This window comes from Paenibacillus sp. J22P59, from assembly GCF_059383895.1.
The window spans coordinates 211,037-223,691 of record NZ_JBXENX010000007.1 but is presented as its reverse complement, the minus strand read 5'-3'; the positions used below and the strand labels follow the sequence as shown (position 1 = coordinate 223,691).

Annotated in this window: 12 protein-coding genes and 1 pseudogene; 12 read left to right on the top strand and 1 reads right to left on the bottom strand. The window is 44.5% G+C overall.

From position 1 onward, the window contains the following. Positions 1 to 21: 21 nt before the first annotated feature. The 5 genes and pseudogenes from AC50YO_RS14370 to AC50YO_RS14350 form a co-directional block, all read left to right on the top strand. Positions 22 to 591, top strand: a pseudogene (locus AC50YO_RS14370) (TerD family protein); the annotation flags it as partial. 69 nt (positions 592 to 660) lie between these two features. After that, complete coding sequence (locus tag AC50YO_RS14365; protein ID WP_494848119.1) at positions 661 to 1,329, top strand: vWA domain-containing protein; 669 nt, start codon at positions 661 to 663, stop codon at positions 1,327 to 1,329. 141 nt (positions 1,330 to 1,470) lie between these two features. Further along, positions 1,471 to 2,616: an outer membrane protein assembly factor BamB family protein gene (locus tag AC50YO_RS14360; protein ID WP_494847940.1), complete on the top strand. Its 1,146-nt coding sequence runs from the start codon at positions 1,471 to 1,473 to the stop codon at positions 2,614 to 2,616. A 621-nt stretch (positions 2,617 to 3,237) separates the two neighbouring features. Then, the gene (locus AC50YO_RS14355) at positions 3,238 to 4,335 is read left to right on the top strand and encodes a polysaccharide deacetylase family protein (RefSeq protein WP_494847938.1); all 1,098 of its coding nucleotides are present in this window, start codon (positions 3,238 to 3,240) and stop codon (positions 4,333 to 4,335) included. 226 nt (positions 4,336 to 4,561) lie between these two features. Next, complete coding sequence (locus tag AC50YO_RS14350) at positions 4,562 to 5,776, top strand: right-handed parallel beta-helix repeat-containing protein (protein ID WP_494847937.1); 1,215 nt, start codon at positions 4,562 to 4,564, stop codon at positions 5,774 to 5,776. 77 nt (positions 5,777 to 5,853) lie between these two features. Here AC50YO_RS14350 and AC50YO_RS14345 read toward each other — a convergent pair whose 3' ends face one another. After that, positions 5,854 to 6,741, bottom strand: a complete 888-nt coding sequence (locus AC50YO_RS14345) for a LysR family transcriptional regulator (protein ID WP_494847936.1) — start codon at positions 6,739 to 6,741, stop codon at positions 5,854 to 5,856. 180 nt (positions 6,742 to 6,921) lie between these two features. On the opposite strand from AC50YO_RS14345, the gene AC50YO_RS14340 reads away from it, so the two are divergent. From AC50YO_RS14340 to AC50YO_RS14310, 7 genes are all read left to right on the top strand, one after another. Beyond that, positions 6,922 to 7,839 carry a phosphate ABC transporter substrate-binding protein PstS family protein gene (locus AC50YO_RS14340; protein WP_494847934.1) on the top strand — a complete coding sequence of 306 codons (918 nt, stop codon included), beginning with the start codon at positions 6,922 to 6,924 and terminating at the stop codon, positions 7,837 to 7,839. A 75-nt stretch (positions 7,840 to 7,914) separates the two neighbouring features. After that, on the top strand, positions 7,915 to 8,817 hold the full coding sequence (gene pstC, locus AC50YO_RS14335; protein WP_494847932.1) for a phosphate ABC transporter permease subunit PstC: 903 nt from the start codon (positions 7,915 to 7,917) through the stop codon (positions 8,815 to 8,817). Further along, positions 8,814 to 9,701: a phosphate ABC transporter permease PstA gene (pstA, locus tag AC50YO_RS14330; protein ID WP_494847931.1), complete on the top strand. Its 888-nt coding sequence runs from the start codon at positions 8,814 to 8,816 to the stop codon at positions 9,699 to 9,701. Before pstC ends, pstA begins: the two co-directional genes overlap by 4 nt. Before the next feature lie 12 nt (positions 9,702 to 9,713). Further along, positions 9,714 to 10,472 carry a phosphate ABC transporter ATP-binding protein PstB gene (pstB, locus tag AC50YO_RS14325; protein WP_494847930.1) on the top strand — a complete coding sequence of 253 codons (759 nt, stop codon included), beginning with the start codon at positions 9,714 to 9,716 and terminating at the stop codon, positions 10,470 to 10,472. 298 nt (positions 10,473 to 10,770) lie between these two features. Beyond that, a complete protein-coding gene (locus AC50YO_RS14320) occupies positions 10,771 to 11,364 on the top strand; it encodes a TerD family protein (protein ID WP_494847928.1) in 594 nt (197 codons plus the stop codon). Positions 11,365 to 11,392: 28 nt separating this feature from the next. Next, positions 11,393 to 11,974 (top strand): TerD family protein, encoded by a 582-nt coding sequence (locus AC50YO_RS14315; protein WP_494847927.1) that lies wholly within the window; start codon positions 11,393 to 11,395, stop codon positions 11,972 to 11,974. A gap of 85 nt (positions 11,975 to 12,059) precedes the next feature. Beyond that, a complete protein-coding gene (locus AC50YO_RS14310; RefSeq protein WP_494847926.1) occupies positions 12,060 to 12,638 on the top strand; it encodes a TerD family protein in 579 nt (192 codons plus the stop codon). The last annotated feature ends 17 nt before the right edge of the window (positions 12,639 to 12,655 follow it).

The following is a 12,655-nucleotide window of genomic DNA, read 5'->3' as shown; positions in this document are numbered from 1 at the left end:
TAAAGACATCCTATTTGCCATATGCTAGTATGGAAAAAACAGCCATATATTTCTGCTAAGCGAAGGAGTTTCATGATGAATTTGTTAAAAGGACAGAAGGTAGACGTTACAAAAGGACGGAATCTCTCAAATCTTAGTCTGCAGTTCGGATATACGGCGAAAAAGAAGGAAATGAGTATAGACGCTGCGGGGTTTATATTATCAGATGAGAGACGCTGTGAACGGGATGAGCATTTTGTTTTTTATGGTAATCCAGTGTCACCAAACGGTGCAGTTGCACATAATTCAATGAATGGACCCGAGCAAGAAGCAATTCGAGTATGTATCGCTAAGCTGCCAGCAGATGCGGCTGCAATCGCATTTACGTTAACGATTCATGAGGGGGAGCAGCACGGACATACGATGCAGGATGTCGCTTCGATGTATTTGCGGCTTATTGATGCTGACAGCGGTAATGAATTGTACAGATATGACTATGGTTCTGATCTGAGCCTAGAAACGGCAATTGTTGTCGGTGAGCTGTATAACTATAATGGCGAATGGAAATTTAATGCGATTGGAAGCGGGTTTTATGGAGGACTCGGTGCTTTGTGCACGAGCTTTGGTCTTGAGCTTGAGGCTACAGATTCTGAGGTGGCAGCAGCTGTAGAAGAAAAACAAATGACTTCTATCGATTTGCGCAAAAAGCTTGTCCAAATTACGCTTGAGAAGAAAAAATTGACGGGCGTAGTAGCGAGAGTCGGCATTGTTCTCGATATAACAGGATCAATGAAGACGATGTATAAGGATGGCACGGTTCAGGAAGTGGTCGAGCGGATATTGGCTGTTGCTTGTAAATTTGATGATAATGCTGCGCTGGATGTATGGATTTATGATACGTATTTCAGCAGAATGCCCGTTGTTACTGAGGAGGATCTTGGTCATTATGTAGTCGATCATATTATGAACAATGATACAATCCATAAGTTTGGTCGCAACAATGAGGTTCCCGTGATGGAAGACGTCATTAAGAAATATACAGTAGAAGAGGATTCTGCAACGCCTGTATTTATTATTTTTATTAATGATGGGGGAGTTGTGAAGCCGATTAAGAAGGTTATAACAGAAGCTGCTGTCCAGCCGATATTTTGGCAGTTTGTCGGTATTGGGCATTCTGATTTTGAAGTGTTGAAAAAGCTGGATACGATGGAGGGAAGAATCGTAGACAACGCGAACTTCATTCATTTTGAAGACATTGGCAAGGTATCGGATGAATCTCTGTATGATCAGCTATTGAATGAATTCCCGCTATGGCTGAAGGAAGCGAAGAATAAGAGAATAATTCGCTAGCTGGGGCTGACATTCGAATTAGAACCAAATTACAGTGTTTGATGAAACAAAATTATGGTAAAATGCAATTGAAAGCGTTTTAGCAGTTGGGGGTGCTTGACAAAGGATCGACTACTACAATAAATAGGGAGAGTGTAATGATTGAAAAGATCGGCATTATTATCACTTGTTTTGTTAATGGGCTTGGCTATGGGATGTGCAAAGAATGATGAGGCTTCTCCTGTAATATCGTATCAATCGGTTACGACCGATGCTAAGGCTACAGGTAAGATTAATGAGACGCTCTGGACGCTGCCTGTAGATGGGGCTGCTTCTCAAGCCGTCATATCGGATAAGTATGCTTATTTCGGCACAGCTACAACCTTCTACAAAGTGGATACCAGCACAGGGAAATCAGCTTGGACGATCGGGATTAAGGGGATTCCTTCGGCTCCGGTTATTGCAGATAACAAAGTATGCTTCAATGACTTAGTTGGCCTTCACTGCGTAAGTGACAAGTCAGGCAAGGTAGACTGGGAGAAAAACTATAGTAGCCCGCTAGCAGCGGATACGATTATTCCTTCCGCGCAATCGGATGGGCAATCCGTGCTATTCGCTGATAATGGCAAGCTCGCAGCTCTGACACTGGGCACAGGCAAAGAGCGCTGGGCAATAGAGGACAAGCTTCTTCTTGCCGGAGCAACGCCAGCGATGTTCAATAACCAATTGGTTCTTAGAAGTGACAGTATGATTCAGCTTGTTGATGCTGGTACAAGTGAGACAGCTCAGCAGATTCCATCAGCTTATGCGCATCAGTTCTTTGATCGTCAGCAAGATAGAGTGGCATTCAGCGGTATTGCTAATAGTGATCCATTGAAAAAAGGTGTAGTTCTCTATGATACCAAAGCGAATCTGGAAAAATGGCAGTTCATCGTCGATGCTGTCGATGAGACTATTTTGCCGCCAAAGGTTCTTCTATTCGGAGACTCTCTTCTGATCATTGATTTGCAGGCGAATAAGCCAGCACCGAAACAAGGGAGCATATTGTTCTTGAATCAAGAAAGCGGCGCTGTGCAATGGGAGAAAAAATTTGATCAGCTGAAGACCTTTGACGTTACCGTTGCTGGAGATCAAATCTATGTGTTGGCAGATAAGGCTATTATCGGCTTGGACAGCAAGACGGGTGAGCCAGTGTGGCAATACGAGCACAATCAGCCAATCGTATCAGCTCCTGTGATTAAAGATGGCAAGGTGTATCTATTCACAGAAGGCAATGAATTTGTAGCCTTGCAGACGGAAGCGCTATAAGCGGAAGGAATTGTTCCAATAGTAGTAAGGCTGCTAGACAGATCGTTTGCTTTGAACAAAAATGATATAAAATCTAATTAAAGAGGGTATCCTTGAAGCCTATGGCTTTTGGGACACCCTCTTTTTTATATCTACTGTTGAGAGGCTAATTGCTATTCCATTACATCATGATCTAAATAGTGATTTATTCTAGGAAGGAACTGATTTCGCTAATTGATGAATCCCATTACGCTGCTCCACTCAATATACCGACAGAAACATGAGATAGTGAATTAGGTTCATTAGTGAGAAACCAAGCTTCTCGACTAGGAACCTTAATAACGCTAATCCTCGATCAAGCTTACAAAGTGATCCATTTAGCTACAATGGCTTCATTATATAGTGAAAATGCTTCACTAGAGGGGATCATCAAGCAGGTGAGCTAGCTTTACCACCTGACCTTCTCATCCTCCATTGATAAAAAATGATGTAACACCTAATGACAATGATGCTGGCAGTCTGAAGCTTTATTTTTCGTGCATTTATCGCAAAAATGACCTATTTCCTATCATTTTCTATATATTGGTTGATGGTAAGCCGTGCTATAATAGATTCGATATTATAATGAGAGGGTGCCTTGGTATGACATCTGTATTAGTTCAACATGGGAATTCCAGTCAGAATCTTTGTGCATTTACGTTTGATGACGGTCCTGTCAATCTGCCATTGGATCTATGGTTAGATGCTTTAGAGCAGGGGGGAGCCATCGGCACCTTTTTCTTCACTGGAGAATGGATGGATAGCCATCCAGCAGAAGCACGTGAAATTCTTGCGAGGGGCCACGTTCTTGCTCCACATACGTATCATCATCGCCGGATGGCACAAGTGCCTAAGGATTTTTTCCTGTATCAGCTCAAACTGACAGAATTGGCTTATCAAGATGCAACTGGTTTGCCATGTCCTAGCGTAATGCGTTTCCCATACGGCTCTTATACCGACGATAGCTTGGAATGGCTGAAAGAATGGGGCTATACGAATGTAGAAGGAGTAGATTCCGGGGACTGGGCAGGCGTGCCTGCTGCTGCAATTGTAGAGAAGATATCTCCAGAATTGACGAATGGCACAATTGTCATTCAGCATAGTAATGATATTGCAAGAGAAACGCCAGTTGCTCTAAAAACACTCATTCGTCAAGCCATTAACCAAGGCCTGCGTCCAGTTGGCGTATTGGAAATATTAGAGTCGATCCAGCAGAAGGTATCTTATAACTCATGGAAGCTCGTTATTGAGGTTCCTGCTGAATGGGATTTCCCGGACAAAGATTTTGTAACGATCCAATCGGAGGAGGCGCTATTGCAGCTTGCTTGCGAATCCGCAGATTGGGGCATTCCGCAATATACATCCGGCTTTGCGAGTGAACGGGAATGGTATAAGCATCTATCGACCCCTCTTGAATTATACGGAGTAACGGAATCACGTGAGCTATTATCTGCGCGTTTCTTCGGAGGTTCCAACTGGGGATATGTTCGTTCTGGCGTTCAGAACGACACTCTGGTACTGATGGATTATGGCTCCAAGGAAACACAAGCAGACGTGCATGTCTACATGCTTCGTTATGCAGCCAAGCAAGCCCAGGAATTGGGCTGTACCAAGATCGAGGCTCGTCGCGATATCCGCCGAATTGAAGAAATGTGCAGACAGTTAGGCTGGAAGTGCGAAATGATTAGAGAAGAAGTGTAAGAGCTAGTTATATAATAGAAGAAAAGCTGCGAATAACGCTTGGGCGTATCCAAGCGTTATTTTTTATTTAAAATTAATGGGTATTGTGGATATATAAGTAGTGGATTAAACTTATATGTAAGCGTTTACTTGACGTGATTTACTAAAATAATGAAGGAGAGTGGGAATTATTATGTTTATGTCAGATGGTCGATCGGGGCAATTGTTAAAAAGGGGGACTGGGTTATTGTTGACATTCCTATTAATACTAGGAGTTGCTCCATACGGAGCTTCTGTCAAAGCCGAGCCTTCATCGGGAGCCTACGCCATCACTTCATCAAGCGAGGGGGTGGTCAGTAATGTAACTTGCACTGCACCGGCATGGAATGCCAGCAGTGCTTATGCGGGAGGAACAGAGGTATCGCATCTAGGCAAGCAGTGGAAGGCGAAGTGGTGGACATCTGGTCAAGAGCCGGGTACGACGGGGCAATGGGGCGTATGGGAGGATAAGGGAGTGTGTGAAACAGCAGGCGGAGGAAGTCCCGGTACTCCTGGCACTCCAGAAACCCCTTCTGCGAATGTCATTGATTGCAGTGCCGTAGCCTGTCTCCAAAAGGCGCTCAAAAATGTATTGCCAGGTCAAAAAATTGTCCTTGCACCAGGCACTTATTCGGGCAACTTCTCGACTGATGTGAACGGAACGGCCGCTTTGCCGATCATTATCGAAAGTGCAAATCCCGCCAACCCGGCTATTATTTCGGGTTATTCGGCAGGCTCGGGCTACAGCCTGCGAGTTCGCGGCGATCACTGGATTATTCGTAATCTAAAGTTCACGAATGCTCAAAAAGGAATTTTGCTGGACTCTTCTAATTACACGCTGATTACAGATGTTGAGGTGTACAATACCGGGTATGAAGCGGTACATTTCCGGGATGGAAGCTCGTACAGCACAATTGAAAATTCTAGTATTCATGATACCGGTCTAACGGGAGCGGGATTCGGTGAAGGCGTGTATGTAGGTTCTGCGGAAGGAGCAACGTATAACCAAGCTACTCATTATAATACGATTCGTAACGTCGCATTTGGCCCCAATATTACAGCGGAGCATATCGACATCAAAGAGAGAACCCTTGGAACGCTCGTAGAAAACTGCACATTTAATGGTGTGGGCATTAGCGGCGCGAACTACGCCGACAGCTTTATTGATGTCAAAGGGAATAATGCTATTATTCGTAATAATATTGCCTACCAGAATGGCAACGCGATTCTTGTAGATGCCTTCCAGCTTCATGAAATCGTAGTAGGCTGGGGCATTAATAACGAATTTAACAATAATACGGTATATCTGAGCGATCCTGCAGCCTATGTGGTTGCTGCCTACAGCAATTCTTCGGCTACTGTATCTCAGAATACAAGAAGCTCTGCAGGCAACATGTATAAAGGGAATATCACTATTAATTAATTTACCATTAATCAGCAATAGTCAAAGAAGCCACTCGCAAGTTATTTCGCGGATGGCTTCTTTGTTGCTTCTATGGATTAGCCTTGGATGGTCTGCCTAAGGCTGTCCAATACACGGAGAACGATATCCATATTCCAATGATTATTCATGCGGCTTGCGAATAGAGTCCAGACTTGGCTGTCACCGGGCAGGTCAAGCATCACTAATTGATCATCCGCACTTGCAGGCAGCGCACATTCGGGAAGAATAGCTAGTCCAATCTGCGATTGTACAGCCTTCACGAGCAAGTCGACAGAGCCGAATGCTCCAATGGTCTGTATGGAGCTGTTCATTTTCATATCCCATTGCTTGATGCATTCCTCTACCGACCTCTCATGAAGCTCAATAAATAAATCGGTATCCAGTTTGTGCGGTAATAGTTTACCGGAGTAGGCGAGGGGATGCTCGGCAGGCATCATCACTTTTAATGGAGAAGAAAGAAGAGCTTCATGATGATAAAATCCCGTCTCCGCATCAGCTGTTTTTTCCCCGCTTAATACGAGATCGACAGTCCCGAGCTGCAATTGCCGGAACAAAGCATCTTCAGCTCCAAGCTCTATAGATATGTTGATATCCTGCAGCGTATGAATTTGCTTGAGCCATTGCAGTTGGACCAAGGTGGCAGCCGTACATTCTGTACAGCCAATGACGAAGCGGCTGTGCTTATTTGCGCTATGGCTTAGTTTGGATGTGGCTTCTGCATATAAGGAATCAATTTGGGTAGCATAGTGGAGCAGCATCTTTCCATTTGTCGTAAGGAAGATCTTCCCGGTCCGATAATCAAATAATTTGACGCCCCATTCTTCCTCCATCTTCTTCATATGAAAGCTGATTGTAGGCTGTTTCAAATTCATAGCATGTGCGACCGCAGTCACTTGTTTATAGCGATCTATGAGTACAATTAACTTCATTTTTAATAGACTCATAACAAACCGTCCTTTCAAAAATCAAATCATCAGTAATATCTATATAATAATCAAGTATATACAAAAAATCTATGCATAATTAAATTTGAATTTACAAATTGAAAACATTAGATTAATGCCCGCCTACTACAATGTGAATGTAAACAAAAAACGAAGGTTTTGAAAGGGGAAGCAACAAACATGAAAAAGAGCTTGATGTTAATTATGGCCTTGGTACTAACATTCACATTGGCGGCTTGCGGGAACAAAAACGAGGGTTCGAATAACCCAGCTAATACATCTGGAGGAACAGAAACTCCTGCAAGTGAACTGAAAGGCTCCTTGTTAGCAACTGGCTCCTCAGCACTTCAACCGTTGGTTGATCAAGCTTCCAAAAAGTTCATGGAAAAACATAATGGCGTAACCATTCAAGTACAAGGCGGCGGCAGCGGTACTGGTCTTGCTCAAGTATCGGAAGGCCAAGCGGATATCGGCAACTCCGATGTATTCGCTGAAGAGAAGCTGGATGCAGCTAAAGCAGCTGAGCTAGTAGACCATCAAGTGGCAGTAGTAGCAATGGCAGCGGTTGTGAACAGTGATGCAGGTGTAGATAACCTGACGAAGCAACAGCTTATTGATATCTTTACAGGCAAAACAAAAAATTGGAGCGAAGTTGGCGGCAAAGACCAAGCGATTCAAATTGTTAACCGTCCATCAAGCTCAGGTACTCGTGCTACATTCGAAAAATATGCGCTTGGCATGAAAACAGAAGACCTTGCAGGTTCGATTCAAGAGGATTCTTCAGGTACAGTTAAGAAAATTATCGGCGAGACACCGGGTGCAATCGGATACCTTGCTTTGTCCTACCTTGATGATTCTGTAACAACAGTTAAATATGAAGGTGTAGAAGCGACTGAAGAGAACGTAGCTAACGGTACTTATCCGGTGTGGGCATACGAGCATATGTACACAAAAGGCGAGCCAAACGAAGTAGCTAAAGCTTTCTTGGAATTCATGGCTAGCGAAGAAGTACAAAATGGCGATGTTGTTGAGCTTGGTTACATCCCAGCTAGCAAAATGCAAGTTAAGCGTGATCTTGAAGGCAATATTACTAAATAATAAAGCGTTTCTGTTCACAAGCTAGAAGGAGGCGGAGCTATTCTGCCTCTTCTGGCTGTATAAAGGGGGAGACCAATGGCGCAGTCGATTAAGCGAGAGAAATTAAAGCATCATTTTGTTGAAGAATGGGTAGGGAAAGTCTACACCTTCCTTTGCATTCTTTTTTTGGTAGCCACCATTGTATCCATGGTTTATTTCGTCGCTTCCAAAGGGCTTAGCACATTTTTTGTGAATAAGGTTAACTTTATTGATTTCCTGACTGGAGTGAAGTGGAAGCCGGATGGAGAGCCTCCATTATTCGGAGCATTGCCCTTCATATTTGGTTCGTTCAGTACCTCCATATTAGCAGCAGTCATATCTGCGCCGTTAAGCTTTTGCGCGGCTGTATTTATGATTGAAATTGCACCGAAGTTCGGGCGGAAAATTCTGCAGCCCGTTATTGAACTGCTCGCAGGCATTCCATCTGTTGTCTATGGCTTTGTTGGTCTCACGGTTCTCGTTCCTTTATTCAGAGACATCTTCCCAGGACAAGGAATTGGCCTCGCTACTGGAGCTATAGTTCTGTCGGTCATGATTCTCCCAACGATGACTACAATTGCTACGGATGCTTTGGCAGCCCTGCCCTCAGGCCTCAAAGAGGGCTCTTATGCCCTTGGCGCCACCCGTTGGCAAACGATATATCGGGTCGTACTCCCTACGACGCTCCCTGCTTTATTAACAGGTATTGTACTCGGCATAGCTCGCGCCTTCGGCGAGGCTCTGGCCGTACAGATGGTTATCGGCAATGCTCCGCATATTCCGCGCTCATTATTTGAGTCCACCTCCACGTTGACGAGTGCCATTACACTCAGCATGGGGAATACCGTTATGGGGACTACGCCGAATAATGCTCTATGGTCACTTGCTTTAATTTTGATGCTCATGACTTTCGTATTCGTATTTATTGTACGCTGGCTTGAAGGGAGATCGAAACTATGAAGGCGAAGACGGTCGATAAGATAGCAACAGGAGCCATTGTTCTTGTCGCTTGTTTCATTGTTGTCCTTCTAGCAGGACTGCTCGGGTTCATTCTTATGAGGGGCCTTGGGCATATTAGCTTGGATTTCCTTACTTCGGCGCCAGAAACAATCAAGGCAGGCGGGGGAATTGGACCGCAGCTATTCAACTCTTTGTTCCTGCTATTCCTAACGATGCTTATTACGGTGCCGATTGGAATTGGAGCAGGCATCTATATGAGCGAATACGCAAAGCCAAATCGGTTAACGAGCTTCATACGCCTTGTGGTTGAAGTGCTGTCATCGTTCCCTTCTATTATTGTCGGCTTATTCGGTCTCTTATTGATCGTTAATCTATTTGGCTTCGGGTTCTCGCTATTCTCTGGCGCACTGGCTCTTACTGTATTCAATCTTCCGCTAATGGTACGGATTACAGAGCAAGGCTTGAAGAGCGTGCCAAGAGAGCAGAAAGAAGCGAGTCTCGCACTGGGCTTGTCCAAGTGGAAAACAATCACATCGATTATGCTGCCGATTGCTCTTCCTGTTATTTTATCGGGCACCATATTGGCCGCAGGCCGTGTATTCGGCGAGGCCGCTGCCCTATTGTTCACCGCAGGGATGAGTTCGCCAAGATTGGATTTCTCAGACTGGAATCCATTCAGCCCTGTGTCTCCTCTCAACCCGTTCCGCCCAGCTGAGACGCTGGCGGTTCATATATGGAAAATTAACTCGGAAGGCTTGGCGCCGGATGCTGCAGAAATCGCTGCAGGAGCATCGGCGGTCCTCGTCATTACGGTTCTGCTGTTCAATTTATCGGCTCGTTGGTTCGGACGTTATATGTACCGTAAGTTTACAGCAACGAAATAGGAGGCTTGGCCCATGATTGATGTTGAATTGTCAGCTCAAGATTTAAGCGTATATTATGGTGAGAAGAGAGCCGTAAATAATGTATCCATAAAGTTCGCTCCTCGGCAGGTCACCGCGTTAATTGGTCCCTCCGGCTGCGGTAAATCCACTTTCTTGCGAAGCCTCAATCGAATGAATGACTTGATTCCGGGAGCGCGCATAACGGGGCAGATTCGAATTGGCGATGTAGATATTAATGATCCGAAGACAGATGTAGTGTCCCTTAGACAGCGGATAGGCATGGTGTGGCAGCGCCCTAATCCATTCCACAAATCTATTTATGAGAACATTGCTTTTGGACCGCGCTATCATGGCGTCAAAAACAAAAAGAAGCTCGATGAGCTCGTGGAGGAATCTCTGCGCAAGGCAGCAATCTGGGAGGAAACGAAGGATCGGCTTCATCGTTCCGCCCTTGCGTTGTCTGGAGGACAGCAGCAGCGTCTGTGCATTGCACGCTCGATTGCCGTTAAGCCTGATATTATTCTTATGGATGAGCCTGCCTCTGCTCTTGACCCGATATCGACTTCCAAGATTGAAGAGCTGATTAGTGAGCTTAAGCGGGATTATTGCATTGTCATTGTCACGCATAATATGCACCAGGCTGCGCGGATTTCCGAGAAGACCGCCTTTTTCTTGAATGGTGAAATCGTGGAGTACGATCTGACAGAAAAAATATTCACGAATCCGGATAAAACAGAAACGAGTGATTATATCTCTGGGCGATTCGGTTGAGAACGATTGAAAAGAGCACTCGAATGGGCTTATTCACCATTTAAAGTGCTCTTTTTGTGCTGGGAAGTATATTTCATATAAAAATTCAATATGCCGCCAGTAGCTTTTTGTTCATAAATAAGGAATGATAAAACTTTTTTATGAGATTTCGCAACTTTATTCCTATCAAATCCGTAATGTTCAATATGGCGTTTGACAAATAGGAACAAAATGCTTCCTTTTTCGATCATTCGTTCTTATAATTGATATGAGGGAATTTCTTGAAATTATGCTTATGCTGGGAAGGGGGTGCGAATACATGGCTATTTCTCTGGTAAAAGGTCAAAAAGTAGATTTGACGAAGGGCAATACTGGTCTCAGTAAAGTAATCGTCGGATTAGGTTGGGACCCGCTTGAAGTGAAGAAGGGCTTTTTTGGTACGAAGAAGGCAGCTAACATCGACTGTGATGCTTCTGCTATTCTATTGGACGCTAACGGAAAGCTAACCAAAAAAGAAAATTTGGTATGCTTCTACAATAAGCAGAGTGGTTGTAGTTCGGTCGTTCATTCCGGTGATAACATTACTGGCGAAGGCGATGGGGACGATGAGCAAATTTCGGTGGATCTGAATCGTATTCCTTCAGATGTATCCAAAGTATTGTGTGTCGTTAACATCTATGAATGTGAGTCGCGTCGTCAGGATTTCGGCATGATCAAGTCGGCTTATATTCGGATACTTAATCCTGCGAATAATCAAGAGCTGATTCGATTCAACCTTACGGAAAATTATTCCGGCAAAACAGCTCTCGTAGTAGGCGAGTTGTATCGCCATAACGGCGAGTGGAAATTCAATGCAATCGGTGAAGGAACTCATGCTCCTCATATCGATATTTTAGCAAGACAATATACCTAATCCTATAATAGAAAGTTGGTAACTACAAATGGCAATTAATCTTTCCAAAGGTCAAAAAATCGATCTCACTAAAACAAACCCAGGTCTTTCAAAAGTTATCGTTGGTCTTGGCTGGGACACAAATAAATATGACGGCGGCAAGGACTTTGACCTTGATGCATCTGTATTCTGCTTGAACGGACAAGGCAAAGCCGGCTCCGAAGCTGACTTCATTTTCTACAATAACCCGAAGAACTCCAATGGCTCGGTTGCGCACACTGGCGATAACCGTACTGGCGAGGGCGATGGCGATGATGAGCAAGTTAAGGTTGATCTGGCTGCAGTTCCTGCAGAAACAGAAAAAATCGCTTTCTGCATCACGATTCATGATGGTCAAACACGCGGTCAAAACTTTGGACAAGTATCGAATGCATTCGTTCGTATCGTCAATGAAGAGACAGGTGCTGAATTGATTCGCTACGATCTTGGCGAAGATTTCTCCGTTGAGACAGCTGTTGTAGTTGGCGAATTGTATCGTCACAGCGGTGAATGGAAGTTCAGCGCTATCGGCAGCGGCTTCCAAGATGGTCTTGGTGGACTAGCTCGCGATTTCGGATTGTCTGCTAACTAATTTTCATTCTACCTTTTAAGAGAGGGTTGCTTCTGGCGACCCTCTCTACATTCGACAACTTTTGAGAGAAGAGAGGGATTCATCCATGTCAATTAACCTTTCCAAAGGACAAAGGATTGATCTGACCAAGACGAATCCTGGCTTAACAAAGGTGATTCTTGGATTAGGCTGGGATACGAATCGTTACAATGGCGGAGGCGAGTTCGACCTTGACGCCAGTGCTTTTCTGCTGCATCAAGACGGCAAGGCTAAGGACGAACAGGATTTTGTTTTTTATAACCATTTAATCGCTTATAACGGCGGCGTTCAACATGAGGGTGATAACCGTACTGGCGAGGGCGATGGGGATGATGAGAAAATCAAAATAGATTTTTCTAAGCTTCCTCCACATATTTCACGAGTTGGCATCACAGTTACGATCCATGATGGTGAGAGCAGACAGCAGAACTTCGGACAAGTGTCCAACGCTTTTGTGCGCCTGGTTGATGAAACAACTGGCCGCGAAATTTTGCGTTATGATCTTGGTGAAGAATTTTCTGTTGAGACGGCCATCGTTTTCTGTGAACTGTACAGACATGGCGATGATTGGAAATTCCAAGCGATTGGTTCCGGCTTCTCTGGTGGCTTAGCAGCCTTATGCCGAAACTATGGTCTTTCTGTGTAGAACACGAATGTTAGGGT